General features: G+C 44.8%; 21 protein-coding genes. 10 read left to right on the forward strand and 11 right to left on the reverse strand.

Features of this window, described 5'->3' with window-relative positions; translation table 11 throughout:
• Positions 1 to 11 precede the first annotated feature (11 nt).
• The 6 genes from mukF (at position 12) to ACQEXS_RS00905 (ending at position 8548) form a co-directional block, all read left to right on the forward strand.
• On the forward strand, positions 12 to 1349 hold the full coding sequence (gene mukF / locus ACQEXS_RS00880) for a chromosome partition protein MukF (RefSeq protein ID WP_367988613.1): 1338 nt from the start codon (positions 12 to 14) through the stop codon (positions 1347 to 1349).
• Positions 1330 to 2052 (forward strand): chromosome partition protein MukE, encoded by a 723-nt coding sequence (gene mukE, locus ACQEXS_RS00885; RefSeq protein WP_367988614.1) that lies wholly within the window; start codon positions 1330 to 1332, stop codon positions 2050 to 2052. Before mukF ends, mukE begins: the two co-directional genes overlap by 20 nt.
• Positions 2049 to 6524, forward strand: coding sequence for a chromosome partition protein MukB (mukB, locus tag ACQEXS_RS00890; RefSeq protein WP_427012497.1), 4476 nt, complete (start codon positions 2049 to 2051; stop codon positions 6522 to 6524). The genes mukE and mukB overlap by 4 nt, the downstream gene beginning before the upstream one ends.
• 222 nt (positions 6525 to 6746) lie before the next feature.
• Positions 6747 to 7280 (forward strand): hypothetical protein, encoded by a 534-nt coding sequence (locus tag ACQEXS_RS00895; RefSeq protein ID WP_427012498.1) that lies wholly within the window; start codon positions 6747 to 6749, stop codon positions 7278 to 7280.
• The gene (locus tag ACQEXS_RS00900) at positions 7280 to 7498 is read left to right on the forward strand and encodes an Imm49 family immunity protein (RefSeq protein ID WP_427012815.1); all 219 of its coding nucleotides are present in this window, start codon (positions 7280 to 7282) and stop codon (positions 7496 to 7498) included. Before ACQEXS_RS00895 ends, ACQEXS_RS00900 begins: the two co-directional genes overlap by 1 nt.
• 345 nt (positions 7499 to 7843) lie before the next feature.
• Positions 7844 to 8548: an Imm49 family immunity protein gene (locus ACQEXS_RS00905; RefSeq protein ID WP_427012499.1), complete on the forward strand. Its 705-nt coding sequence runs from the start codon at positions 7844 to 7846 to the stop codon at positions 8546 to 8548.
• 65 nt (positions 8549 to 8613) lie between these two features.
• Here the strand turns inward: ACQEXS_RS00905 and ACQEXS_RS00910 are convergent, their stop codons facing one another.
• The 6 genes from ACQEXS_RS00910 to ACQEXS_RS00935 form a co-directional block, all read right to left on the reverse strand.
• Complete coding sequence (locus ACQEXS_RS00910; RefSeq protein WP_367988618.1) at positions 8614 to 9582, reverse strand: alpha-L-glutamate ligase-like protein; 969 nt, start codon at positions 9580 to 9582, stop codon at positions 8614 to 8616.
• Positions 9583 to 9585: 3 nt separating this feature from the next.
• Positions 9586 to 11091, reverse strand: coding sequence for an inactive transglutaminase family protein (locus ACQEXS_RS00915; RefSeq protein WP_367988619.1), 1506 nt, complete (start codon positions 11089 to 11091; stop codon positions 9586 to 9588).
• 9 nt (positions 11092 to 11100) lie between these two features.
• Positions 11101 to 11847 (reverse strand): ATP-dependent zinc protease family protein, encoded by a 747-nt coding sequence (locus ACQEXS_RS00920; RefSeq protein WP_367988620.1) that lies wholly within the window; start codon positions 11845 to 11847, stop codon positions 11101 to 11103.
• 221 nt (positions 11848 to 12068) lie between these two features.
• On the reverse strand, positions 12069 to 13055 hold the full coding sequence (cmoB, locus tag ACQEXS_RS00925; protein WP_427012500.1) for a tRNA 5-methoxyuridine(34)/uridine 5-oxyacetic acid(34) synthase CmoB: 987 nt from the start codon (positions 13053 to 13055) through the stop codon (positions 12069 to 12071).
• Positions 13056 to 13122: 67 nt separating this feature from the next.
• Positions 13123 to 13860, reverse strand: coding sequence for a carboxy-S-adenosyl-L-methionine synthase CmoA (gene cmoA / locus ACQEXS_RS00930; protein ID WP_367988622.1), 738 nt, complete (start codon positions 13858 to 13860; stop codon positions 13123 to 13125).
• 90 nt (positions 13861 to 13950) lie between these two features.
• Positions 13951 to 14784 (reverse strand): DUF72 domain-containing protein, encoded by an 834-nt coding sequence (locus tag ACQEXS_RS00935; RefSeq protein WP_427012816.1) that lies wholly within the window; start codon positions 14782 to 14784, stop codon positions 13951 to 13953.
• Positions 14785 to 15093: 309 nt separating this feature from the next.
• On the opposite strand from ACQEXS_RS00935, the gene aspS reads away from it, so the two are divergent.
• A complete protein-coding gene (gene aspS, locus ACQEXS_RS00940; RefSeq protein ID WP_427012501.1) occupies positions 15094 to 16872 on the forward strand; it encodes an aspartate--tRNA ligase in 1779 nt (592 codons plus the stop codon).
• 178 nt (positions 16873 to 17050) lie between these two features.
• Here the strand turns inward: aspS and ACQEXS_RS00945 are convergent, their stop codons facing one another.
• On the reverse strand, positions 17051 to 17746 hold the full coding sequence (locus ACQEXS_RS00945) for a pseudouridine synthase (RefSeq protein WP_427012502.1): 696 nt from the start codon (positions 17744 to 17746) through the stop codon (positions 17051 to 17053).
• 306 nt (positions 17747 to 18052) lie between these two features.
• On the opposite strand from ACQEXS_RS00945, the gene ACQEXS_RS00950 reads away from it, so the two are divergent.
• Positions 18053 to 20275, forward strand: a complete 2223-nt coding sequence (locus ACQEXS_RS00950) for an NADP-dependent isocitrate dehydrogenase (protein WP_427012503.1) — start codon at positions 18053 to 18055, stop codon at positions 20273 to 20275.
• Positions 20276 to 20345: 70 nt separating this feature from the next.
• On the opposite strand, the gene cspD is transcribed toward ACQEXS_RS00950, so the two are convergent.
• Positions 20346 to 20567 (reverse strand): cold shock domain-containing protein CspD, encoded by a 222-nt coding sequence (gene cspD, locus ACQEXS_RS00955; RefSeq protein WP_367988626.1) that lies wholly within the window; start codon positions 20565 to 20567, stop codon positions 20346 to 20348.
• 470 nt (positions 20568 to 21037) lie between these two features.
• Between cspD and clpS the strand changes: the two genes are divergently transcribed.
• Together clpS and clpA are read left to right on the forward strand one after the other, a co-directional pair.
• Complete coding sequence (gene clpS, locus ACQEXS_RS00960) at positions 21038 to 21358, forward strand: ATP-dependent Clp protease adapter ClpS (protein ID WP_367988627.1); 321 nt, start codon at positions 21038 to 21040, stop codon at positions 21356 to 21358.
• 42 nt (positions 21359 to 21400) lie between these two features.
• A complete protein-coding gene (clpA, locus tag ACQEXS_RS00965; protein ID WP_367988628.1) occupies positions 21401 to 23671 on the forward strand; it encodes an ATP-dependent Clp protease ATP-binding subunit ClpA in 2271 nt (756 codons plus the stop codon).
• 144 nt (positions 23672 to 23815) lie between these two features.
• Here the strand turns inward: clpA and ACQEXS_RS00970 are convergent, their stop codons facing one another.
• From ACQEXS_RS00970 to lpxH, 3 genes are all read right to left on the reverse strand, one after another.
• The gene (locus ACQEXS_RS00970) at positions 23816 to 24316 is read right to left on the reverse strand and encodes a YchJ family protein (RefSeq protein ID WP_427012504.1); all 501 of its coding nucleotides are present in this window, start codon (positions 24314 to 24316) and stop codon (positions 23816 to 23818) included.
• 60 nt (positions 24317 to 24376) lie between these two features.
• Positions 24377 to 25591, reverse strand: coding sequence for an EAL and HDOD domain-containing protein (locus tag ACQEXS_RS00975; RefSeq protein ID WP_427012505.1), 1215 nt, complete (start codon positions 25589 to 25591; stop codon positions 24377 to 24379).
• 80 nt (positions 25592 to 25671) lie between these two features.
• Entirely contained in the window at positions 25672 to 26400 is a 729-nt protein-coding gene (lpxH, locus tag ACQEXS_RS00980; protein ID WP_427012506.1) for a UDP-2,3-diacylglucosamine diphosphatase, read from the reverse strand.
• Between the last annotated feature and the right edge of the window lie 32 nt (positions 26401 to 26432).

Genomic DNA, 26432 nt, shown 5'->3' on the forward strand with positions numbered 1-26432 from the left:
CAGGAATAACAATGAGTGAGATGACTCAAAACGCTGCTGAACAACCCATCGATGAATTAGTTGGCTGGGTTAAACAGCATGACTTCTCATTGAGCCTAACCACTGAACGGCTGGCATTTCTAATTGCCATTGCTGTTTTGAGCAACGAAAGGTTTGATGAGGAGCTGGGTGAAGGGGAGTTACACGACGCCTTTACCATTGTCACTCGACTATTTGAGGACACCGGGGAAGCTTCTGCATTTCGTGCGAATAACGCCATTAACGAAATGGTGAAACAACGTCTTATCAGTCGCTTCACCAGTGAAGTGACTGATGGTGCAAGTATCTATCGATTGTCACCGCTGGCAATTGGGATTACTGATTACTATGTGCGCCATCGTGAGTTTTCAAAACTCAAGCTGTCGATTCAGTTGTCAATGGTGGCAGATGAAATGGCGAAAGCCATTGAAGCCGCACAAAAAGGTGGCACACCGGGGCATTGGAAGAAAAACGTTTATGGCGTACTAAAGTATTCTGTTGGTGAGATCTTTGATCAAATAGACCTTAACCAACGCGTCATGGACGAGCAACAGCGCTCAGTTAAAGAGCAAATTGCAGAACTGCTAAATAAAGACTGGCGCGATGCCATCAACAACTGTGAAGCACTGTTAACCGAAACGTCCACGACGCTTCGTGAACTGCAAGATACGCTTCAAGCAGCAGGGGATGAACTACAAACTCAAATCCTAGACATACAGGAAATTGTATACGGTGATGATGAGTTAGAGTTCATTGAAGAAACCCTGTTTGGCTTGCAGATGAAGCTCGACAGAATCACCAGTTGGGGTCAACAAGCGATTGATTTGTGGATTGGTTACGACCGCCACGTGCATAAGTTTATCCGTACTGCAATTGATATGGATAAAAACCGCGCGTTCAGCTCTCGTTTGCGTCAGTCTGTCAAAGATTACTTCGATATGCCTTGGTATCTGACTTACGCAGATGCTGAGCGTCTCACCGATCTCCGTGATGAAGCTCTTGTGCTTCGTGACGACGAAGTGACGGGCCATATTCCTCTTGAAGTTGAATATGAAGAGTTCCAACAGGTCAATGATGAGTTGTCAGAACGTATTGGCGATATGCTGCGTGTTCATAAAGAGCAGGGCACGCCAATCGATCTTGGTCTGGTATTGCGTGATTATCTTGCGCAGCACCCACGCACTCATCACTTCGATTTAGCACGTATCGTGATTGATCAAGCGGTTCGACTGGGTTACTCCGAGTCAGATTACAACGCTATCCAGCCAGATTGGCAGGCGATCAACGAATATGGTGCAAAGGTACAAGCAAATGTCATCGACCGATACTAATGAATACATGTCAGAGAATCTGGCAAAAGCAATTTCAAACCCTCTTTTCCCTGCACTGGACAGTATGCTGCGTGCTGGGCGTCATATCTCAAGTGAAGATCTCGATAACCATGCGTTATTGTCTGATTTTGAGGTTGAACTGGCGTCTTTTTATCAGCGATACAACACGGAGCTAGTCAAAGCACCAGAAGGTTTCTTCTATTTGCGCCCCCGTTCTACATCGTTGATTGGCCGCAGTGTTTTATCCGAATTGGATATGCTGGTGGGTAAAGTTCTGTGTTTCCTTTACTTAAGCCCAGAACGTTTGGCTCATGAGGGGATCTTTACCAACCAAGAACTGTACGAAGAGCTTTTGGCTCTGGCGGATGAAAAGAAACTGATGAAGCTGGTGACTAACCGTGCAACAGGCTCTGATCTCGACAAAGAAAAACTGTTTGAAAAAGTACGTACGTCTCTTAGACGTCTGCGCCGTCTGGGTATGATCATCAATATTGGTGAAACAGGCAAATTCAGCATCAGTGAGTCAGTGTTCCGTTTTGGTGCTGATGTACGCGTTGGTGATGACATGCGTGAAGCTCAGCTTCGTCTGATCCGTGACGGTGAAGCAGTGGTGCACACGAAAGAGCCAAGTCAAGGTAGCCTGCTATCTGAAGACGATGAGAACAATGACAACGAGCAAGCAGAATTAGAGGGTGAAGCATGATTGAAAGAGGTAAATATCAATCGCTGACCATGGTCAACTGGAACGGCTTCTTTGCTCGTACTTTTGATATTGATGAATTAGTTACCACACTCTCTGGTGGTAACGGCGCGGGTAAATCGACCACGATGGCGGCATTTATCACGGCGCTGATCCCAGATCAAACCTTACTTCACTTCCGTAACACAACGGAAGCGGGCAGTAGCCAATCATCTCGAGATAAAGGCCTATACGGTAAGCTTCAACCGGGAGCGTGTTATGCCTCTTTGGATGTGGTGAACTCACGCAAACAACGTTTGTTATTCGCGGTTAAGCTACAACAGGTAGCAGGTCGAGATAAAAAAGTCGACATCAAACCTTTCGTGATTCAAGGCCTACCGAGCCATGTTAAGCCGACTGATGTACTCATTGAGAATGTCTCGGACACCCAAGCGCGCGTTCGTCAGATCAACGAAGTGAAAGATGCAGTTGCGCAATATGAAGGTGTGCAGTTTAAGGCATTTAGCTCGATTGTTGACTACCACGCGCAAATGTTTGAGCTCGGGGTGATCCCTAAGAAGCTGCGTAATTCCAGCGACCGTTCTAAGTTCTACCGTCTTATTGAAGCCTCCCTTTATGGTGGTATTTCCAGCGCGATCACGCGTTCACTCCGTGACTACTTATTGCCACAAAATGGCGGGGTGAAGAAAGCATTCCAAGATATGGAATCTGCGCTGCGTGAAAACCGCATGACACTGGAAGCGATCAAAACCACACAGGCTGACCGCGATCTATTCAAACACCTGATCACGGAATCCACCAACTATGTTGCGGCAGACTATATGCGTCATGCTAATGACCGTCGTAACAAGTTAGAGCAAACATTGGCTCTTCGTGGTGAGCTATTTGGTTCGCGTGAGACTTTGGTTGAGCAAAATAATCTGCTTAACCGGGTACAAGAAGAACTCGAGTTGCTGATTGAGTCGGAAGCGGCACTAGAGCAAGATTACCAATCTGCGTCTGACCACCTTCAATTGGTGCAAAATGCGCTGCGTCAGCAAGAAAAAATTGCCCGTTATCAGGAAGATCTTGAAGAGCTCAATGAGCGCCTTGAAGAGCAGATGATGGTAGTCGAAGAAGCGAAAGAACGCGTGATGATGGCGGAAGAGCAATCCACAGTTGCGGAAGAAGAAGTGGATAGCCTGAAAACGCAACTTGCCGATTATCAGCAAGCGCTAGACGTACAACAAACGCGAGCACTGCAGTACCAACAAGCCGTCCAAGCGTTAGAGAAAGCGAAGCAATTACTGGGTAAAGAGAACCTCACGGCAGAGGCTGCGCAAGCATTGGTGTCTGATCTGAAAAGTCGGGAAACAGAGAACACCAATAAGCTCCTTGCAGTGAAACATAAGCTTGATATGTCCTCAGCGGCGGCTCAACAGTTCGATACCGCACTTAAACTGGTGAAGAGCATTGTTGGTGATATTGAACGCAAAGAGGCCTCAAGCCACGCTCAGTCTGCGATTTTGAAGGCGCGTGATGCAAATCAAGTGGTGCAAAATGAGCAGCAATGGCGTGCCCAACACCGTGATGTTGAGCGTAGCCTGAATCAACAGCGTTTGGCAAAAGAGTCAGCTGCGGCGTATCAAAAGCAATTTCAGATTGAATTGAACGATGAAGTGACGTTTGAACAAGAACGTGAACGTCATGCGATGCAAATTGAATCGCTTGAAGTTGCGCAAGAAGAGCTGCGTGAACAACGCAGTGAGCAGCGCCGTCTGGAGCAAGATGCAAGAGCTGAAATCAATAAGCTTGAAGCAATTGCGCCAACATGGATTGCCGCCAATGACGCACTAGAAGCGTTAAAAGAACAAAGTGGTGCGGACCTGTATGACAGTCAAGCAGTCATGTCACAGATGCAAGTGGTGTTGGAGCAAGAGAAAGAGCAATCTCTGGCAAAAGACAAGCTTGCCGAGCGCCGTACTCATTTAGAGGGCGAAATTGAACGTCTGGCTTCACCGGGTGGTTCAAATGATCCGCGCCTTAAAGGGTTAGCCGATACGTTAGGTGGTGTACTGCTGTCTGAAATTTATGACGACATTACCATCGACGATGCGCCATATTTCAGTGCGATGTACGGCCCAGCACGTCATGCGATTGTGGTTTCAGACTTATCTGGCATTGAAGAGAAACTGGTTGAGCTAGACGACTGTCCAGATGATCTCTACATCATTGAAGGTGATATTGACGCCTTTGATGACAGCTCATTCGACGCAGAAGAGTTGGAAGGGGCGGTTTGTGTTCGCATGAACGATCGCCAAATGCGTTACTCGCGTTTCCCTGAGATCCCATTGTTTGGCCGTGCAGCACGTGAACAGCGTCTTGAGTTGTTACGTAATGAGCGTGAAAAAGTGGTTGAGGAACATGCAAAAGCCGCATTTGACTCTCAAAAACTTCAGCGTTTGTACCAAGCGTTCAACAGTTTCGTGGCGAAACACATTCAGGTTGCGTTTGAAGCTGACCCAGAAAAAGCATTGCAAACGTTGCGTGATAAGCGCAACCAGCTTTCTCGTACCTTGGCTGATTTGGATGCAAAAGAGCAGCAACAACGTAGCCAACTGCTTAATAGCAAACAGGCGCTTTCTGCACTCGATAAACTGGCGTCAAGCATTAACCTAATTGAAGACGATTCATTGCAAGCGCGCTTTGATGAGCTGGAAGAGAAAATTAACCAGTTGTCAGAAGCCAAAGTGTTCTTAACCAGTCGCGGCAAAGCGATTGCAGAGCTGGAGAAGATCGCCTCTGCTTTAGAAGCGGACCCAGAGCAGTTCGATGCGCTAGAGGCCGAATACAAAGCGGCTGATATCAACTTACAAGAGTTGAAGAAACAAATTTTTGCGCTTTCTGATTTGGTGGAACGTCGTCATTACTTTGCGTATTCAGATTCTGTTGATTTGCTTAACCAAAGCAGCGAACTCAGTGAGCAGTTGAAAGCGAAGTTGGTGGAAGCTGAACGTATGCGAACTCGTACGCGTGACGAGCTGAAGCAAGCACAAAGTCAGATGAACCAATACAATCAGGTGTTGGCATCATTGAAGAGTTCTCATCAGGCGAAACTTGAAACTGTTCAGGAATTTAAGCAAGAGCTGCAAGAATTTGGTGTGACAGCGGATGAAGGCGCACAAGAGCGTGCAATTCGTCGCCGCGATGAGCTGCATGAGCGCTTACATACGTCTCGAGGACGTAAGAGTGAATACGAACGCACTATTACCTCGACAGAGCTCGAAATGAAAGGCGTGGCGAAACGTCTGAAAAAAGTACAAAAAGAGTACATTGAACTGCGGACATTCGTTGTCGCTGCCAAAGCTGGCTGGTGTTCAGTACTTCGCCTTGCGCGCGAAAACGATGTTGAGCGTCGCCTGCATAAACGTGAACTAGCGTACATGTCGGCGGGTGAGCTACGTTCTATGTCGGATAAATCATTAGGTGCGTTGCGTCTGGCTGTGGCTGACAATGATGACCTGCGCGATGCACTTCGTCTGTCTGAAGATAATGTGCATCCGGAGCGTAAAGTTCTGTTCTATATTGCGGTTTATCAACACCTTCGCGAACGTATCCGTCAGGATATTATTCGCACCGATGATCCGGTCGAAGCGATTGAAGAGATGGAAGTTGAGCTGGCACGTTTGACGGAAGAGTTGACTCAGCGTGAAAATCGCTTAGCAATCAGCTCTGAATCTGTGGCGAGCATCATCAAGAAAACCATCCAGCGTGAGCAAAACCGTATCCGAATGCTGAACCAAGGCTTGTCGAACATTGCCTTTGGTCAGGTGAAAGGTGTGCGTTTGAATGTGAAAGTACGCGAAAGCCACGAAGTACTGCTGAATGGTTTAGCGACTCAACAAGAACAGCATAAAGACTTGTTTGAATCAGCGCGTTATACCTTCTCTGAAGCGATGGCCAAGCTGTTTCAACGTGTGAACCCACATATTGATATGGGTCAGCGTTCGCCTCAGGTATTGGGTGAAGAGCTGTTGGATTACCGTAACTACCTTGAGCTAAGTATTGAAGTTAACCGTGGTTCTGATGGTTGGCTGCAAGCGGAGTCTGGCGCACTGTCTACTGGTGAAGCGATTGGTACCGGTCAGTCAATCCTGTTGATGGTAGTTCAAAGCTGGGAAGAAGAATCTCGTCGCTTACGCAGCAAAGACATTGTTCCATGTCGTTTACTGTTCCTTGATGAGGCGGCACGTCTGGATGCGAAGTCGATCTCAACCCTGTTTGAGCTGTGTGATCGTCTGGACATGCAATTGCTGATTGCAGCACCAGAAAACATCAGCCCAGAGAAGGGCACCACCTACAAATTGGTTCGTAAGGTCTTTAAAGATCATGAACACGTTCACGTGGTGGGGCTACGTGGCTTTGGTCAGGAAGAAAAGCCCGCCTTTTCATCAGGACAAGAGGATCCAGAACAAGAACTGGCTGAAGAGTTGTAAGCTGCGTTTACATTGAGAGAGTGAAATGGATCCCCGACATTGGTTCGGGGATTTTTTTATCCTCAATAAGCCCGCTAGTTCCTCTTGATATCAGGTATATTTTTGTAAATTGATGGGTGTTATAAATTTATCAATCAACCATTTGCCTTGTTAATCGCAGACTGTAGAGTGGTCTTATCGTACGAACTAAGATGCATCGCATGCAGTATCAAGGGTATTAATTTGAATCGAGATAAAAAAAACATAGCTACGCATATCGCAAATTTATCCGGAGAAGAGCGGTTGTATAAAGTAACGTTATCAAACTATTACAAAGTCAACCAGTATAGCTTGGAAGATACGACAGGAGAATTTTATAGTTTCAAATCAGGTTTCGAAAAACATTTTAAACTGCTGTGTATCGGCCACCACTTACCTTCAGTGTCGCGGGACGCAATTTATCAGCACCTGCAAAAGGCACAAGAATATGCCTTGCTCCGGTATAGAGAGCTAACTGCACCTAAGGATGAAACAATTCATTATCATTACCAAGGGCGTGATTTTTATGTCCAAGGGAAAGGTAAAGAGGTTAACGTTATAGAAAGTACTAATTGGATTAAGTTGATCTTTTTAACCATTGTTTCTGGGCGATATCAGGATCTGAATTTTCTAATGGGTATGCTGGCGAAAGGGCAAATAGAGTTTTTAAGTGAGCAATCTTACTTGATGAATCAGCTTTATGTGGCATCACAATTACTTTGGGCTTTTTTGATGTGATGAAAGCGATTCATAACCAAGATGAAATAGCTTTTCGAGCAGCGATGAAACGCGCTCTAGAGATGCATAAAGAGTGGTGGACTCACAGTGAAGATTTCAGCAACAACCCGAGTGGTTATATCGCATTTCCGTTACTAACAGCCACTAAGTACGCCAAAGAAAAGTATGGCTATTCGCTAGACTTTGAGTCTGATTATTTACCTATTGATCTTATTTAGTTGTGTAAAAACTTAAGTTATCACGAAGGCTTAAGTGGCTCTGTAATAAAAAACTTACGATATAAAATAGAGGTATATCGATGTACGATTTTCTCAACATTATTTCCCTGCTCGACTGGTGGAGTACGATGCGCTGGAAGGGCGGCCACAGGATCTCGTTAATCAGGTGAATCGTTGTATTGAGTCTTTTAATGTATTAAACCCAGAACGATATCCTCATATTATGTACTTGATTGCCGATGAATTAGTCGGTTATGCCGTGCAATGTGAGATTTTTGGATGTGCCCATTGGCAGGTTAAATGGTTGCTTAAAGAGGCGGTCGAGCTCATTTTAATATGGAGCGTATGCCCGGCAAGGAAATTACGTTTGAGTTGTTTGGTCAAACTCGCCGCCCTGTAGGGGAGAGTAAGTCACACTACACTCGTGATGCTCTTTGGCTTAATGCGCTTTGTCTTGCGGAGCTGGTGGGGGATAAAGATGCACAAACGGATCTACTGGCTTACCCAACAAATAATTTCCTCAATGTGGGCGCTATATCAACAGTGACCACAACGGTTGAATTTGTTGAGCTGTTTAAAGTGTTTTTCGCTCGAGAAAAAGACAAGCAAATTAAAAGTGATGTGTTTAATCGCTGCAATGCGTTGGCGCAACCCGGAGCAATATCAGCAATAGATACTGAGCTGGCGGAAACCTATGCTTGGTTTATGGAAATACCCCTGTTTCAGCTGATAGGTTACCACTGGGGAGTACAGCAGGAAACGCTTGAGGAAATTACTCAAGCTGCCATGCAGGCTAACTATGACTATTTTAGTGAAATTGCACCGCAGTCGGGCGAGGAGACAGGCCCTGAGTCGGACACACTAAATAACACTTATGCCATGTTGCACATTCATATATTGGCATTTCTGCGTGTGATTTATCTTCAGCGAGGAGAAACCGTTGGCTTTGACTCTCCGTTTTTACCTTTGTGGTTGATTAAAGGTGAAGGGCCTACTTTAACAGCATTAAATGAAACAATGCCCCATTTTGAACTTTCGATGTTTTCATAAAGCAACAAACAAAAAATCCCTCGACTAAATCGAGGGATTTTTATTTGAGACCTGAAAATGAGTGACTAAAAATCGGGCGTAGAGCCAAACTGTTTCATGGCGTAAGCCACGCGTTCATGCGCTTTAGGATATTCAGCCGGAGTACCAAGGTTTTCAATATGGTGCAGCCTTGGTAGCAAACCTGCGCCATTTGCTATCTGAATGGCTAAACCGGGACGTGCATTCAGTTCAAGCACCATTGGCCCTTCTTCTTTATCCAGCACCATATCCGTACCCATATAGCCAAGACCTGTCATTTCCCACGCACTCGCTGCGAGCGTTAATAGGCGCTCCCAGTGTGGGACTTGAAGGGTGGATAAATCTTTATCGGTATCTGGGTGATTCGCGATCGGTTGGTCAAATTGCACCGCGCGAATGGCTCGACCAGTAGCAATGTCAATACCAACGCCAACAGCGCCTTGGTGCAAGTTCGCTTTGCCGTCAGAGGCAGAAGTTGAGCAACGCATCATTGCCATCACTGGGTAGCCTTTAAATACGATAATACGTACATCAGGCACCCCTTCATAACTGAAACCTTCAAAGCAATCATCGAATTTGATGAGGTTTTCGACCACGGCAACGTCATTTTTACCACCAAGAGAGAACAGGCCAGCCAATGCGTTACTGATATGGCGTTCAACGTCTTCTTGGTTAATGGTCGAGCCAGATGGCTTGGTATAGACGCCATCTTTATGAGAGGTAATGACTAAGATGCCTTTACCACCACTGCCTTGAGCGGGCTTAATAACAAAGCCCGGCCAGTTTTTCACCATGTTGTGAATGCTTTTTACTTCAGCTTGGTTATGAATTACACCAATCAGTTTTGGCACCGTACAACCGGCTTGTTCTGCAATGATTTTGGTTTTTAACTTATCGTCCACCAATGGGTACTTAGAGCGATCATTGTATCGACCAATGTAACTGTGGTTACGTTGGTTCATACCCATGATGCCTTTTCGACGCAACTTAAACGGGGAGGTGAAGTTCGAAAACATCGATTAATCCTCCGCAAGTGGTTTAAAGCGGCGAAGCTCAGTTAAACGGTAACCTGTGTATGTACCAAGCAGCAAAATGCCAGCCAGCACAATCAGTTGAAGACCGATAAAGTTAAATGTTAGGTGTTGTACGTATGGGTTTGTCATTGCAAGATAAACCAGCACAGAGGTAAGCAATGAACCACCACCTTGGAGTACCACTTCTTTAGCACCTTCTTCTTCCCACAAAATCGACATACGTTCGATAGTCCAAGACAAGATGATCATTGGGAAGAAGGTAATAGAAAGCCCTTCAGTTAGGCCAATCTTAAACGCCACGACGGTAAACACGGAAATGATCATGATCACGGTGATGATGACCGCTGAAATCCGGGCAACCAGCAGTAAGTTAAGCCTAGATAAGTAACTTCGGATGATTAAACCTGTGCCGACAATTAGTAAGAAGCCAACAATACCCGTCACCAATTGTGTTTGTACAAATGCAACCGCGATCAGCACTGGCATAAAGGTACCAGAGGTTTTTAGGCCGATAATGACACGCAGGAATACCACGATAAGTGCGCCAATTGGGATCAACATAATGGTCTTAAACATCGCTTGCTCTTCAAGTGGCAAGCTATGGATTGAAAGGTTAAGCAGACCATCAGCTTCGACTTTGTCGTTGGTTGCTTGCTGAGCCGAAACTTGCTGAGCAATCATTGAGAAGTGCACTTGGCTGTTTTGGCCGCCAACAACATCAAGTAGTGAGATGTTGGATTCATCCCAGACTAAGATATTCGGCTGAACAGATTGATTGGTGCTTTCTGGGTTGAATAGCTTCCACTCTTTTCCATCCCAAACTTGGTTCATTTGTTGAATGCTTTGGCGGCGACGGCCATCTTCCAACTCAACAACACCGGCAATTTTGCTTGGAATTTGAGCGTAAGCGAGGATTTTATCGACCGCTTCAACCTTGCTCATCTTATTTAAAATAAGCGCGGCATTTTGGCTTTCATTGTCGTTGATGATTTTAACCAATTCACGGGTGAAGGTGATGTCGTCGGCTGAGCGTTGGTTTGCACGCTCAATAACGGCAACAACGGCAGCTTCAACCGGGCCTTCAAACGTTGGTTTTGCGATTTCTTCACTTGGGGGAATAGGGTCCACTTTCGCTTGCGGGTCAACCAAGAATTGAGCTTTGTAGTAAATGGTTTGTGGGCCCATGGCAGAGCGGATTGACCACTCAGCACGTCGGCCTGCATCGCTGTCTACGTAAGAAACGCCGTAACCCGGAGAAGAGGAAGACTCACTAATCAGAGTGTAACCTGTTTGGGTATGAGGCGCGGCTAAAGAGGCTTTAATTGGCTTACCTTGGCCGTAAAATTCGACTCGAGCTTCAATATCCCAGATCTGGCGAGCCTCGCCTGGAGTCCATGGCACACCATAATTTTGGTGGCGGAACATACTCAATGCAATACCTGCCACAATCAGCAGGATCACTGAGATGTAAAAGGGTACTTTTGACGTCATAAAGTTACCTTATTTTTTCTTATTGTTTCCCGTGAAAATGTACTGGCGACTTACGTCTACCACAGCGATGTCACGGATGAACTCGCGCCCCAGCAATACTGGGTGGCTCATTTGAGAACGGTCAGCTAGTGTAAACTGTGCTTTCTCGTGGATTTTGCCAACTTTAACCCACAATTCGACCACAGCACGACGCTCAGAATCGTCGTTTGTTGATTGACGAATTTTCACGTAACGCTGCACCGGAGCTTCAATCCAGTTATCGTCACCAGCCACATTTTGCTCATCAGATAAATGGAAACGGACCCAGTTTTTGCCGTTACGCTCAAATTCTTCGATATCAACAGCATTGAGAGAAGAGGTTGCCGCACCGGTATCCACACGTGCATCAAATGTTTGGTTGATTGAGTCGATAGTCACTTTCTCTATTGAGCCAAGTACAACTTCATGAGAGGGTTGAGGAGGTGTTGGGACAGGTGCAGGTAAAATGACCGGCTTTCTCTCTTTTTTGATCTCGGTAATTGCTTCTTTCTTGAATGAAAGCAATTCACCGTTAAGAGATTTAATTTGACCTTCAAGGCTTTCAATGTAGCCAGACTGACTGCTTAGCTGAAGTTCCAGACTAGAGATTTTATTGGTCAGATTGGTTTCAGAAGCTTGGATAGCTGCTAACGTTTCTTGGTGATATTGTTCGCTGTTTGTCAGAGTACATCCGGAAAGTACAGCGAGCGCGACTACTGGTGACAATCTTTTAAGCATTGAAAAACCTGAAAATGGTTAAATTATTTTAATTTTGGGAGTTTAGCTTATCCAATCTCACACTCCAAGCAACCAGATGACTATGGTTCTTAAGTCGTGAGGATTGGCAAATAAACGTAAAAAATTAAGGACGCAAGACGCATCCTTAATACAACAGTATAAGGGTAATGATTTGACGTGTCAGAAGGGTTAACTCTTTGTCAAATTAGCAAGACACCGTCTTAATTTTGTTTCTTTATCGGTTTTTTAGCGATAAGAACAGCGCGGCGAGGTGCTGGGTGTCCTTCAACGGTTTTGCTTGGGTCATTTTGGTCGAGATAATCGGGTAGTGAATTATGCGTCATCCACTCAGTGGTACGCTGTTCTCCTACGGTGGTGACATTCTCGTCTACAATACGGACGTCTTCAAAACCAACTTGTTCAAGCCACACTTTTAACGCTTTTGCCGATGGGAAAAAGTAAACGTTGCGCATTTGCGCGTAGCGATCAACCGGAACCAGTACTGAGGTTTCATCTCCTTCAATAACCAGTGTTTCCAGTATCAGTTCACCACCCGCAACCAGTTGGTCTTTCAGTTGGATCAAATGATCAAGCGGTGAGCGACGGTGATAGAGCACACCCATGCTAAATACTGTGTCAAAAGCTTCCAACTTAGGCAGTTGCTCAATCCCGAGAGGCAATAAGTGGGCACGTTGATCATCCCCCATCATTTTTCTGATGGCTTCAAACTGGACGAGGAACAGGTGAGAAGGGTCGATACCGACACAAAGGCGAGCGCCTTCACCGAGCATGCGCCACATGTGGTAGCCGTTGCCACAGCCTACGTCAAGCACACTGCGATTCTTTAATGGTGAAATGTGAGGAAGCACGCGATCCCATTTCCAGTCACTGCGCCACTCAGTATCAATGTGGATACCATGCACCGTGTATGGCCCTTTACGCCAAGGGTGGAACGTACGCAATAGGTTTTCCAGTTTCTTCAGCTCGCCGGTATGAAACGGGGTGTCATTGGCAATGGTGACCGAGTTTTTAAGATCAACTTGATCGGGCGCACCTTGTGGGATCTTATTCAGTGCTTTAACCCAACGGTCAAAATCACCATGTTCGGCATTCTGCCAATCTGTCAGCTGTTGTGGCAATGTGTTAAGCCAAGGTTGAAGACGAGTATCTTGAGCGATCAACTGATAAAAATTAGCAAAATTAAACATACTGAGTGAGTCACTGTAATTTAAATAGAAAATAAGAAGCCGTTATAGAATACGCAAGTGATAAGCACTATTTTATGGCGAACATTGAACCAAAGTTAAAGCATTGGAACCAAACATCAAAGCTGCTGAAGCCAATTTGAGCAAAGCGTTCTTTGTGCTCTTTTTTGGAGTTTGGACGCATGACATTTTCAATTGCACTGCGTTTTTGGCTGATCTCCAGTTCGCTGTATCCGTTAGCGCGTTTAAAGTCGTGGTGAAGATCTATCAGTAGCTCATTGGAAACCTGATCTTCAAAGACGTACTTCTCAGACAAGATTAAAATCCCGCCCGGACGCAAACCCGCATAAATTTTTTCTAATAAAGAATAACGGTCTTCTGGCGACAAAAATTGCAGGGTGAAATTCAACACCACAACAGAAGCATTTTCGATGTTGATATCACGGATATCTGCTTCAACGACATCAACTGGTGTATCACTACGATAGGCGTTGACGTGTAGTTTACAACGTTCAACCATGGCAGATGAGTTATCAACGGCAATGATTTGGCAGCCTTCTTGTTGAATATGACGGCGCATAGACAGCGTGGCGGCACCCAACGAACAACCTAGGTCATAGATATTGCTGTGCGGCTTAACAAAGCGTTCTGCCAGCATACCAATGGCTGAGATGATATTGCTGTAGCCCGGCACCGAACGTTGGATCATGTCTGGAAAAACTTCCGCAACACGTTCATCAAACGTGAAGTCGCCGATCTTATCGATCGGAGCAGAAAAAATAGTATCCGGATTGCTCTTTGGGTTCATAACAACGTCTCTTGATTGCGCTGAGCATTAAAAAAGGCGCGTATTTTATGAGATCTTGGCGCGCCTGTCATTATTGAGCTGCTGATTGAATTAAAACATCGGTATTTGTGGATTGCCATCTTGGCATGGAAAGGGGGCTAAATCGGGCAAAGTGATACGTTGGCTGAGTTTGTTATATAGCGAAGTAGCGAGCTCCGGGGCTTCCACATTGTCCGGCGTATGTATCATGACATACGGCTGTTTACCTTGTGCAATCCAAGTGGGAAGTTTATTTAACCAAGGTTCAAAAAACGGCAAGTTTTCCGCAAGTTCTGGGTGGCCAATAAAACGAATCATGGGGTGAGTGGCGGTTGAAATCGCATGAACGGGCACGCGTGGCTTTTTTTGTTGTGCGTCTATGATCACGTCATTGATAGGCTGTGCCGCGAAAACTGGACGGCTGTCCATAATGATGCGGTCGATACCGTGTTCCAGTAACCACTGGTTTAACGCTTTCTCTTCCTCCCCCTTGTTAAAGAAGGCGATGTTTCGAACTTCAACCCCCAATGGGAAACTGGAAGGGAATTGCTGACAAAACTTCTTGAGTTGTTCTAGGTGCTCGGGGCCAAATGCGGCTGGTAGCTGGATGGTCCATTGGCCAACACGATTATGAATAGGTTCCATGACGGCCATGAAATCTCGCAGCATGTCTCCCACACCTTTTAGCATATGCTGGTGGGTAATGGCTCTAGGGAGTTTAAAGGTAAAGCGAAATTCATCTGATGTAGCCGCTCGCCAATTGTTGACGGTACTTAAAGAAGGGGTGGCATAGAAGGTGGTATTTCCTTCAACAGTATGAAAAACCTGAGCGTATTTAGCTAAGCGCTCCGCTGGTTTGGTGCCGCTGCCATAAAAGCTTTGTTGCCATCCTGAATGAGACCACATAGTGAGCCCAAGCCGCAAAGGTAAAGTCATGGAAAATTCGCTTACTAGATACTGATGTTAGCTACTGTACGAGACTTTTGAATAAATGCCCAAATTAACGCTATAATCAGCGCCAATTTTTTTGGTTAGATGTGGTTTTGCTCATTTGTTGTGCTAAAAAACGTCTATCCCAGATAAAAGGCAATAAATTGTATTCTGAATAGTCGATCTCGGACGACTTTCAGCGTATAAATGGATCTTTGCTCTGTCGCCAGCCAGACTAGGCGGCGGAACGTAATCAACAAATTTTAAGAGATTGGGAAATTCATTATGCGTACCCATTACTGTGGTCACCTGAACAAGTCCCTTGCAGGACAAACTGTAGAACTTTGCGGCTGGGTTAACCGTCGCCGTGATTTAGGCGGTCTTATTTTTATCGATATGCGAGATCGTGAAGGCGTTGTTCAGGTAGTTGTCGATCCAGATATGGCAGATGCGTATGAAGTGGCAAACACACTTCGTAATGAATTCTGTATCAAACTGACGGGTGAAGTTCGCGTTCGTCCAGATAGCCAAGTCAACAAAGACATGGCGACGGGTGAAGTTGAGATCATCGCGAAAGGCCTTGAAATCATCAACCGCAGTGATGTTCTACCGCTAGACTTCAACCAAAAGAACTCTGAAGAGCAGCGCCTGAAGTACCGTTACCTAGATCTACGTCGTCCAGAAATGAGCGACCGCATCAAACTACGTGCTAAAGCGTCTAGCTTCGTTCGTCGTTTCCTAGATGACAACGGCTTCCTAGATATTGAAACGCCAGTACTAACAAAAGCGACGCCTGAAGGTGCACGTGACTACCTAGTACCAAGCCGTGTTCATAAAGGCAGCTTTTATGCACTTCCTCAGTCTCCACAGCTATTCAAACAGCTGCTAATGATGTCTGGTTTTGACCGTTACTACCAAATCGTTAAGTGTTTCCGTGATGAAGACTTGCGTGCTGACCGTCAACCAGAATTTACTCAAATCGATATCGAAACGTCATTCATGACGGCTGACGAAGTTCGTGCAACCACTGAGAAAATGGTTCGTGATATGTGGCAAGAGCTACTAAACGTAGACCTAGGTGAATTCCCAGTAATGCCATTCTCTGAAGCGATGCGTCGTTTCGGTAGCGATAAACCAGACCTACGTAACCCACTAGAGCTCGTCGACGTTGCAGACCTAGTGAAAGACGTTGAATTCAAAGTATTCTCTGGTCCAGCAAACGACGAGAAAGGTCGCGTTGCAGTAATCCGTGTACCAGGTGGCGCTAAGCTAACTCGTAAGCAAATCGATAGCTACGGTGAGTTTGTTGGTATCTACGGTGCGAAAGGTTTAGCGTGGATGAAGGTTAACGACCGTGCAGCAGGTATGGAAGGTATCCAATCTCCAGTGGCTAAGTTCCTAAACGAAGATGTGATCAACGGTATTCTTGACCGCACTCAAGCAGAATCCGGTGACATCATCCTATTTGGCGCAGACAAAGCAAGCACGGTTGCAGAAGCAATGGGCGCACTACGCTTGAAGCTTGGCACAGACTTAGAGCTTACCGATACGTCTGCATGGGCTCCGCTATGGGTTGTTGACTTCCCAATGTTTGAAGAAGACGACGAAGGCAATCTACACGCGATGCACCACCCATTCACATCACCTCTTGGTGTGACAGCAGAAGAGCTAAAAGCGAACCCAGCGGCTGCGAACTCAAACGCATACGACATGGTTCTAAACGGCTACGAAGTAGGTGGTGGTTCTGTGCGTATCCACAATGCAGAAATGCAAGCCGCGGTATTTGATATCTTAGGTATTGATGCCGAGGAGCAGCAGCTTAAATTTGGCTTCCTATTGGATGCTCTGAAATTTGGTACTCCTCCTCACGCAGGCCTAGCATTCGGTCTTGACCGTCTAGTAATGCTACTTTGTGGTACTGAAAACATCCGTGACGTTATCGCATTCCCGAAAACAACGGCTGCTTCTTGTCTGCTTACAGATGCACCAAGCCTTGCAAATCCAGCTGCGCTTGAAGAACTAGCGATTGCCGTTAAAGCTGCAGAGAAGAAAGAAGAAGAGTAATTTTATTTTTCTGGTTGAATTAAAAATGCCGCTTCAATTGAAGCGGCATTTTTGTATTTGGATATACGTCTTTCCATAGAGTGACGTAGGAGCGAGTAGGGAATCTAGGTAGCGTTAGCATTAGGTAGATTCTGAATCACAGTCGTTCCTCCTTGTTCAGAATGACGAAATACAGCCGCTAGAGGCTGCTGATCTCTTTCCATTCACCCGGCTGCAAATCACCTAACGTCACATCACCCATCGAATAGCGGATTAAACGCAGAGTAGGGAAGCCGATGTTCGCTGTCATGCGACGTACTTGACGGTTACGCCCTTCAATAATGGTGATGGCCAACCATGTTGTTGGAATATTGGCTCGAAAGCGCACTGGAGGGTTACGCTCCCAAACATTGGGTTCAGGCATTACTTCCACTTTTGCCGGGAGCGTCATGCCATCTTTCAGTTCGACCCCTTTACGCAGTTTATCGAGATCTGCTTCCGTTGGTGCACCATCGACTTGTACCCAGTAAGTTTTTGGAGACTTAGATTTCGGTTGTGTTAAGCGAGCCTGCAAAATGCCATCATTGGTTAATACCATCAGTCCTTCGCTATCACGATCAAGGCGGCCGGCAGCATAAACATCTTTCACTGGAATGAAGTCCGCCAGTGTTTTTCGACCTTCGCCATCGGTAAATTGACTTAACGTATCGTAGGGCTTATTGAAGACTATAACTTTACGCTCTTCAGGTGATACACGAGACTTCTCGTTCGTTGGTTTACGACGTTGTCGAGATGAATGATTTTTGCTTGTATTGTTGGGTTTTGTTCGTTTAAAACCCGATTGATTAGGTTTAGAACTTCGGCGAGAAGACTCACGTTGTGAGCGTGGGGACATGTTAACTACCTTGCAAAAATGTAAACGAAGTGTGTGTCTAAGTTTTCTGAACACACAATTTGAGCTATGATTTGCGCGCCCAAAAACAGGTTTAAGACACAAGATGATAGACTATTCTCATCATTTTGTTTAATTATAAGCACTCAAGGAATAAGGATATGGCACGCTCAACGCTTTATCCCGATAATTTTAAAGAGTGACAAAATCGCAAACAAGCTTTGAGGGGATGATACACCATCTTGTTAGCGGACATTCACACAGGGCCAGTCATCCAATAGGGCACTGTTAGAACAATAGGGAAATTTCATGCCTACAGAAAAACCTACAATTATTTATACCATCACTGATGAAGCACCTGCGCTAGCTACTTACTCTCTACTGCCGATTATTCAATCATTTACAGCGTCATCGGGTATCAACGTCGATACACGTGATATTTCGCTAGCGGGACGCATTATTGCAAACTTCCCTGAGCATTTGACGGAAGAACAACGCATCGGTGATGCACTTGCTGAATTGGGCGAGCTAGCAAAAACTCCAGAAGCAAACATCATTAAGCTACCAAACATCTCAGCTTCGATTCCTCAATTGAAAGCTGCAATCAAAGAACTACAAGACAAAGGTTACAACCTACCTAACTACCCAGAAGAACCAAGCACGTACGAAGAAGAAGCAATCAAAGCAACGTACGATAAAATTAAAGGTAGCGCAGTAAACCCAGTACTGCGTGAAGGTAACTCTGACCGTCGTGCGCCTCTATCTGTAAAGAACTATGCGAAGAAAAATCCGCACTCAATGGGCGCATGGTCTGCAGATTCTAAATCTCACGTTTCTAGCATGTCTGGTAATGATTTCTTCGGTAGTGAAAAATCGCATACGGTTGCAGGCGCAACCGACGTTAAGATTGAATTCGTTGCAGCTGATGGTGCCGTGAAAGAGCTGAAAGCAGCTTTCCCACTTCAGGACAAAGAAATCATAGACTGTTCAGTCATGAACAAGAAAGCGTTGGTTGAGTTCTTTGAAGCGCAAATCGCTGAAGCGAAAGAGCAAGACGTGCTGCTTTCACTGCACATGAAAGCAACTATGATGAAAGTGTCTGACCCAGTAATTTTTGGTCACGCGGTTAAGGTTTACTACAAAGACGTATTCGCGAAATACGGTGATGTATTTGACAAGCTAGGCGTAGACGTAAACAACGGTATCGGCGATGTTTACGCGAAGATCCAATCACTGCCTGCAGCTCAGAAAGAAGAAATCGAAGCGGCTCTACAAGCGGTTTACGAAACTCAGCCTCCTCTAGCGATGGTTGATTCAGACCGTGGTATCACGAACCTACACGTACCAAGTGACATCATCGTTGATGCATCTATGCCAGCAATGTTGCGTTCTTCTGGTCAAATGTGGGGCCCAGATGGCAAACAGAAAGATACTAAAGCGATGATCCCTGATCGTAGCTATGCTGGTATCTACCAAGCAGTTATCGACTTCTGCAAAGAGAACGGCGCATTCAACCCAACCACAATGGGTAGTGTGCCAAACGTCGGCCTAATGGCTCAAAAAGCAGAAGAGTACGGTTCACATGATAAGACGTTCATCCTAGACGCTGCCGGTACAGTACGTGTTGTTGATGCATCAGGTGCGGTGCTACTTGAGCAATCAGTAGAGGAAGGCGACATCTTCCGTATGTGTCAGGTTAAAGATGCGCCAATCCAAGACTGGGTTAAGCTCGCAGTAACACGCGCTCGTGCAACAGGTGTTCCAGCAGTATTCTGGCTAGATGAGAACCGTGCACACGATGCTCAGCTAATCAAGAAAGTAAATGCATACCTTCCACAACACGATACTTCTGGTCTAGAGATCAAGATCCTAGCGCCACTTGAAGCGTGTCAGTTCTCGCTAGCGCGTATTAAAGAAGGTCAAGACACTATCTCAGTAACAGGTAACGTACTTCGTGACTACCTAACTGATTTGTTCCCAATCCTAGAACTTGGTACTTCTGCGAAGATGCTTTCTATCGTTCCACTAATGAACGGTGGTGGTCTATTTGAAACAGGTGCTGGTGGCTCTGCACCTAAGCACGTTCAGCAGGTAGAGAAAGAAAACCACCTTCGTTGGGACTCTCTTGGTGAATTCCTTGCACTTGCAGCCTCTTTGGAACACTTAAGTACAATTACAGGTAATGCGAAAGCACAAGTTCTTGCTGATGCGTTGGATAAAGCTACTGGTGAATTCCTAGACAACAATAAGTCACCTTCGCGTAAAGTTGGCGAGCTAGATAACCGTGGTAGTCACTTCTACCTAGCGACTTACTGGGCTCAAGCTCTAGCAACTCAAACAAAGGATGCGGAACTCGCGGCTGAGTTTGCTCCTGTGGCAAAAGCACTAGCAGAAAACGAAGACAAAATTGTTGCTGAGCTAAATGACGCTCAAGGTGTTCCTGGTGTTCTTGGTGGTTACTACACACCTGAATTCGACAAAGCATCACCATTGATGCGCCCGAGTGCGACACTCAATAGCATCATCGATTAATAAAGTGATAAAAATGAAACCCGCCGAAAGGCGGGTTTTTTATGGAATAATTAACCAGTTTTGGCAGCGATTATTTTGCAACTTGGCTTTCGACCGGAGTTACAGAGCTTGCGTGGTAACCTTTTGGTCCTTCTTCCACTTCGAACGTTACTTGTTGGCCAGCTTTCAGAGTACGGTATCCATCCATTTTGATGGTTGAGTAGTGTGCAAATACATCTCCATCTTCACCCTCTGGGCAGATAAAACCAAATCCCTTGGCATTGTTAAACCATTTCACTGTACCTGTAGCCATGCTATACATCCCTCATGCATTTTGTTACTGATGTTGTTAACCCTCAACTCACGTCATAATGTAAGCTGTAAATAGTGAATTTCCATTCAGCCGCTGCCAAATTTTCAGTCACTATTTGACCAATTTAGTCAATGATTGAGCGCAGTCAATAGGCAAGACGTATAATATCCTACATATTTGCAAACAAATCACTTTTGAGATTTACATTTTTTCAACAAAAATCAGTATGTTTCACTATTAATCATCATTGATATGAGTAGGTTGTGGTGTCTTTTTAATCAATTAGATAGCACATATGCCACAATAGAAATCTTTTATTTGCAGCGATACAATTGCTGCATTAGTCTCTAAGTATGGGTGTTTTTTTTACTAAACCGTTTTTTGTTCTTATTACGAGTGAAATCTACATTTTTGCTTTGGTGAAGTGGTAAAATTAGTGAAGAAACTCTCTAAACGTTTTAAATGGAACAATGAGTAATAATTTTGAATGGGTAACTCCAGACTCGGATTTGCTGGAGGCAGAGAAGACCAAAGTTAAGCCGCCATCGATGTATAACGTGGTGCTTAATAATGATGACTACACACCAATGGACTTTGTTATTGAAATCCTTGAGCGCTTTTTTTCAATGGATATCGATCAGGCGACACAGGTAATGCTCAAGGTACATTATGAAGGTAAAGCAATTTGTGGCACGTTTACTGCAGAAGTTGCTGAGACTAAAGTGGCACAGGTCACTATGTATTCAAGGGAAAATGAGCACCCACTGCTTTGTACGATGGAGCAAGCCTAACGCTAAATTCTATCGGCAGAGCCGTTCCATAAGGAGGTACTTATGCTAAATAAAGAACTAGAATCGAGTTTGAATGGGGCATTTGCCCGAGCTCGAGACAAACGACACGAGTTTATGACCGTCGAGCACCTCCTGCTAGCATTGCTTGAAAACGATGCTGCCAGAGAAGCGTTGTTAGCTTGTCAGGCTGATATTGACGGCTTACGCGCTGAACTTGATGTATTTATCGACCAAACAACGCCTTTAATCCCCGAAAACGATGAGACTCGTGAGACCCAACCAACATTGAGTTTTCAACGAGTGTTACAACGCGCTGTATTCCATGTTCAGTCTTCAGGGCGCAGTGAAGTAACTGGTGCAAATGTACTGGTTGCTATCTTCAGTGAACAAGAATCTCACGCAGCGTATCTTCTTAAAAAGAACGACATTAGTCGTTTAGATATCGTCAATTTTATATCACATGGCATAACAAAAGCGTCAAGCTCCGGTGACGATTCTTCGTCATCTGATTCATTTAGCAGCGATAGCGTTGAAGAAACTAACTCGGAAGAGCGATTAGAAAGTTTCGCAACAAACTTAAACCAATTGGCTAAGCAAGGGCAGATTGATCCGTTGATTGGCCGTGAAAAAGAGCTTGAGCGCACAATCCAAGTACTATGCCGCCGTCGTAAAAACAATCCACTTCTTGTTGGTGAAGCGGGGGTAGGTAAAACTGCGATTGCAGAAGGTCTTGCTTGGAGAATTGTTGAAGGTCAAGTACCTGAAATTATCAAAGACAGTGTAATTTACTCTCTTGATATAGGGTCACTGCTTGCGGGTACTAAATATCGTGGCGATTTCGAGAAGCGTTTCAAAGCCATTTTGAAACAGCTAGAGAAAGAAGACGACGCAATCCTATTTATTGATGAAATTCATACTATCATCGGCGCTGGTGCTGCTTCTGGTGGGCAGGTGGATGCAGCAAACTTAATTAAGCCGTTACTAAGTAGTGGTAAGTTGCGTTGTATTGGTTCAACCACCTATCAAGAATACAGCAATATTTTTGACAAAGAGCGAGCACTTTCTCGACGCTTCCAAAAAATTGATGTTGTAGAGCCGTCGTTAGATGATACGACCAAAATTTTGATCGGTCTTAAGCCGAAATACGAAGCTCACCATGAAGTCCGTTACACCAATAAAGCACTTCGAGCCGCAGTAGAGCTTTCAGCGAAATACATCAATGAACGTCATCTACCTGATAAGGCAATCGACGTTATTGATGAAGCAGGGGCGCGCAGTCGTCTAGCACCTGCGAGTCGTCGTAAGAAAACAGTAGGCGTGGGTGACATTGAAGCAATGGTTGCGAAAATGGCTCGAATTCCTGAAAAGTCAGTTTCTTCGTCAGATAAAGAGATTCTTCAAAATCTTGATGAGAAGATGAAAATGCTGGTATTTGGTCAAGATGATGCGATTGATGTATTAAGCGAAGCCATCAAACTGACTCGTGCTGGGTTAGGTGCAGACAACAAACCTGTTGGTTCTTTCTTGTTTGCAGGCCCAACAGGGGTAGGTAAAACCGAAGTCACAGTTCAACTGTCGAAGTTGATGGGTATCGAGCTACTTCGCTTTGATATGTCTGAGTATGGTGAACGCCACTCAGTGAGCCGTTTAATCGGTGCTCCTCCAGGTTACGTTGGGTATGATCAAGGTGGTTTGCTAACTGACGCGGTTATCAAGCATCCTCATTCAGTTGTCCTATTGGATGAGATTGAGAAAGCACATCCTGATATCTTCAATTTGTTACTGCAAGTAATGGACAATGGTACGCTTACTGATAACAACGGACGTAAAGCCGATTTCCGTAATGTTATCTTAGTAATGACAACCAACGCTGGTGTTCAGATGACTGAGAAGAAATCAATCGGTCTGATCCAGCAAGATCACAGTCATGATGCGATGTCGGAAATTAAGAAGGTGTTTACACCTGAGTTTCGTAACCGTCTTGATAACATCATCTGGTTCAATAGTCTTGATGAGCATGTTATCCATCAGGTTGTCGATAAATTCATTGTTGAGCTTCAGGCCCAATTGGACTCTCGAGGCGTATCATTGGAAGTCTCGGATGATGCGCGCCATTGGCTAGCTGTGAAAGGCTACGATAAAGCGATGGGTGCTCGCCCTATGGGACGAGTAATCCAAGAGCAATTGAAGAAACCATTAGCGAATGAATTGTTGTTTGGCTCATTAGTTGATGGTGGGACTGTAAAAGTTGCTCTTAAAGGCGATGAGTTGCAGTTTGAATACCTTAATGAAGAAGAAGCTGTAGTACATTAATTCTGAAAGATAAGTAAGAACTTAAATGCCGTTCACATTAAGTGAACGGCATTTTTATTAGGTAATAGCGAAAGAGTCATCGTTGGTTAGAACGGTATAATCGTTATCATCCACAGAAATGTTGAGCTGGTGGTGCTTTTGAATTTACCCACAACACTTCTTAAATTTTTTGCCACTACCGCAAATACAGGGGTCATTGCGCCCAACTTTCAAAGCTTTGATTGGCTGACTTAGTCTTGGATCGGGCTTAGTTTCTTGCTGTGGAAACTCACCGTCAATGTAGTACCAAAGCTCTTTTTCTCGGATGAAACGAGAGCGCTCAGTCATGCAGTATTCAGAGCCTTCTTCAATGAAGTAGGCACTAAATGTCACGTAACCTTCATCTACATGGCTGCCTTCCTCGGTACTTGTGACTTCTAGTTTTTTCCATTCAGAATTTATCGACTCTTCAATACCTTGTCGTTGGTTTTCAGCTTGGCAGCTTGGGTGATAGGTATTAATGACGAAGTCCACCAGTCCTAAGACGTGCGCTGAATATCGAGCACGCATTAGTTGCTCTGGTTTTAAGGCGTTGTGGTGATCTTTATGAATCGGCTCACAGCAAACAGAATAATCAGACTGGCTATGGCATGGGCAAGAAGGCATAAAATGTCTCGGTTTGATCAAATGCCAGCAGTGTATAGCCAGTCTCAAGGCAAGTAAATGTTACATCGTTACGTCTAGCAACTCAGCCGTCCATTTTACGGAAGCATCGTAGGCTTGACTGAGCATCTCTTCCGGTAACTCTAATTCGGAGTTTATCTCGCTCACCTTATCCCAATCAGCGCGTTCATAAGCTTGAGTTAACAAGAGTATTTGACCAAGTCTTCCTTCACCATTGCTCAACGCGAGTTTGACATCCTCGGCGATTGGCATGGAATCCACTAGTTGATCAAATGGCTGATCGAGTAGGCTATCTAGCAGCGAGAACATTCCGGTTAGAAAAGCTGAGCCTGGTTCTAAAAATGAAGAAAAATGTTTTGCCAGCAATTCACAATATCTGGCTCGCTGGATTGAAAGGCTATAAAGGTAATCGGGTTTAGAGTCTTGGGTTGAAGCAATTGCTACCAAAGAAACAAACTTACGCAGTTTATCTTCACCTAGATAAACAACCGCCTGTTTGAACGACCGTATTTTGGTGCTCACCATGTAGGAAGAGTTAACAAAGGTAAGCAATTTATAGGACATGGTAAGGTCGGTGCTGATCAACGACTCTATCGCCTTATAATCAATTTCTTCTTTTGCTACTTCCATACATAACTGAACAAGAGTGACAAAAGACGGTTCGAGGGCTTTACGTTCGATCATTTCAGGTTTACTGAAGAAATACCCTTGAAAGTAATCAAAGCCCGCATCTTTAGCTTGTTGAAACTCTTCATGCGTTTCGACTTTTTCCGCTAAAAAGAGAATTTTGCTCGTTTTAAGTTTTTGAATGAATATCGCTGCTTTTGCGATCGGTACGATTCGGATATCAAACTTAATCACTGAGATATAAGGCAAAAATGCTTTCCATTCGACACTTGGAACAAAATCATCTAATGCGATTTTGTAGCCTGCTTGTGCCATTTCTTTTATTGCTTCAAGCAACTCTGGTGTCGGAGGGCAATCTTCCAGTACTTCAATGACTAAATTGTCTGACGGGAATAGGGTAGGGATACGATTCAATAAGCTCTGATAAGGAAAATTAACAAAACCTAAGCTCTCACCAAGTGTACTGTAGTGAGTTGAGAGAAAGTGGTCCGAAAGCAAGCGGCTGGTGGCGAGTTCGGGTTCAATTTCTGGAAAAGTATTCTGAGGCCCATCACGAAACAATAGTTCGTAGCCAATCGTTTTTTTCTCGCAGTCGAGGATCGGCTGACGAGCAATATAGGAATATTTCAATGGAATAATTCTTAGCTAGATTAACCAGTCGGATGATAATAAAGCATTGATATCTTATCAAAGATAAATATCAATAGCCGCTATTGGTTAAATGTTAAAACTTGTAACTCGTAACCATTTTTATCATAGACCAAGATGGAACCTTGCGTATACCAGTCTCCTAAAACAATGCGAGTTTTGTGGCCATCTTCTGTTTCCAATGAATGGATGTTTGGTCGATGGGTATGCCCGTGGATCATCAAATCAACATGATGTTGTTGCATGACTTTTTCTACTTCACTTGGTGTCACATCCATAATTTCAAGTGATTTAGTGCTTTTATCATCTCGAATATCCGACTGAACTTTGGCAACAATCTTTTGTTTGATAAACATAGGGATACGGTTAAATACCCATTGTAACCAAGGTTGATGCACTTTCGCTCGGAACTCTAGGTACTTGGTATCTTGAGTGCAGAGGGTGTCACCATGTAGCACAACGGCATTGCGGCCATATAAATCGATCACTGTTTCATCACCGAGCAGCGTAACCCCAGTTTGTTTGGCAAACCGTTTTCCGACTAAAAAGTCTCGATTCCCTTGGGTAAAAAAGACTGGCACACCAGTATCAGTAAGGCGTTTGAATTCGTCACGAATTTGCTGGGCGAAAGAGGATTTATCATCGTCACCGACCCAAAATTCGAACAGATCACCCAATACGTACAAAGCATCGGCCTTGATGGCTTGCGTTCGCATAAAATGAGTAAAGCATTCTGTAATTTCAGGGGCTTGTGGAGTGAGGTGTAGATCAGAAATGAATAGAGTGGTCATAGGTGTTTTATAGCTGAAGGAATAAAAGAGAA

It is taken from the genome of Vibrio sp. TRT 17S01, assembly GCF_050113695.1.
Taxonomy (GTDB): domain Bacteria; phylum Pseudomonadota; class Gammaproteobacteria; order Enterobacterales; family Vibrionaceae; genus Vibrio.

Excerpts from the sequence above, each read along its gene's own strand:
- ACQEXS_RS00970 (WP_427012504.1), bottom strand. The coding sequence starts at position 24,316 with ATGCCTTCTTGCCCATGCCATAGCCAGTCTGATTATTCTGTTTGCTGT.
- mukE (WP_367988614.1), top strand. The coding sequence starts at position 1,330 with ATGTCATCGACCGATACTAATGAATACATGTCAGAGAATCTGGCAAAA.
- ACQEXS_RS00935 (WP_427012816.1), bottom strand. The coding sequence starts at position 14,784 with ATGTGGTCTCATTCAGGATGGCAACAAAGCTTTTATGGCAGCGGCACC.
- ACQEXS_RS00915 (WP_367988619.1), bottom strand. The coding sequence starts at position 11,091 with ATGACGTCAAAAGTACCCTTTTACATCTCAGTGATCCTGCTGATTGTG.
- aspS (WP_427012501.1), top strand. The coding sequence starts at position 15,094 with ATGCGTACCCATTACTGTGGTCACCTGAACAAGTCCCTTGCAGGACAA.
- clpS (WP_367988627.1), top strand. The coding sequence starts at position 21,038 with ATGAGTAATAATTTTGAATGGGTAACTCCAGACTCGGATTTGCTGGAG.
- clpA (WP_367988628.1), top strand. The coding sequence starts at position 21,401 with ATGCTAAATAAAGAACTAGAATCGAGTTTGAATGGGGCATTTGCCCGA.
- mukB (WP_427012497.1), top strand. The coding sequence starts at position 2,049 with ATGATTGAAAGAGGTAAATATCAATCGCTGACCATGGTCAACTGGAAC.
- ACQEXS_RS00905 (WP_427012499.1), top strand. The coding sequence starts at position 7,844 with ATGCCCGGCAAGGAAATTACGTTTGAGTTGTTTGGTCAAACTCGCCGC.
- ACQEXS_RS00900 (WP_427012815.1), top strand. The coding sequence starts at position 7,280 with ATGAAAGCGATTCATAACCAAGATGAAATAGCTTTTCGAGCAGCGATG.
- ACQEXS_RS00910 (WP_367988618.1), bottom strand. The coding sequence starts at position 9,582 with ATGTTTTCGAACTTCACCTCCCCGTTTAAGTTGCGTCGAAAAGGCATC.
- ACQEXS_RS00920 (WP_367988620.1), bottom strand. The coding sequence starts at position 11,847 with ATGCTTAAAAGATTGTCACCAGTAGTCGCGCTCGCTGTACTTTCCGGA.
- cmoA (WP_367988622.1), bottom strand. The coding sequence starts at position 13,860 with ATGAACCCAAAGAGCAATCCGGATACTATTTTTTCTGCTCCGATCGAT.
- mukF (WP_367988613.1), top strand. The coding sequence starts at position 12 with ATGAGTGAGATGACTCAAAACGCTGCTGAACAACCCATCGATGAATTA.
- ACQEXS_RS00945 (WP_427012502.1), bottom strand. The coding sequence starts at position 17,746 with ATGTCCCCACGCTCACAACGTGAGTCTTCTCGCCGAAGTTCTAAACCT.
- cspD (WP_367988626.1), bottom strand. The coding sequence starts at position 20,567 with ATGGCTACAGGTACAGTGAAATGGTTTAACAATGCCAAGGGATTTGGT.
- ACQEXS_RS00950 (WP_427012503.1), top strand. The coding sequence starts at position 18,053 with ATGCCTACAGAAAAACCTACAATTATTTATACCATCACTGATGAAGCA.
- cmoB (WP_427012500.1), bottom strand. The coding sequence starts at position 13,055 with ATGTTTAATTTTGCTAATTTTTATCAGTTGATCGCTCAAGATACTCGT.
- lpxH (WP_427012506.1), bottom strand. The coding sequence starts at position 26,400 with ATGACCACTCTATTCATTTCTGATCTACACCTCACTCCACAAGCCCCT.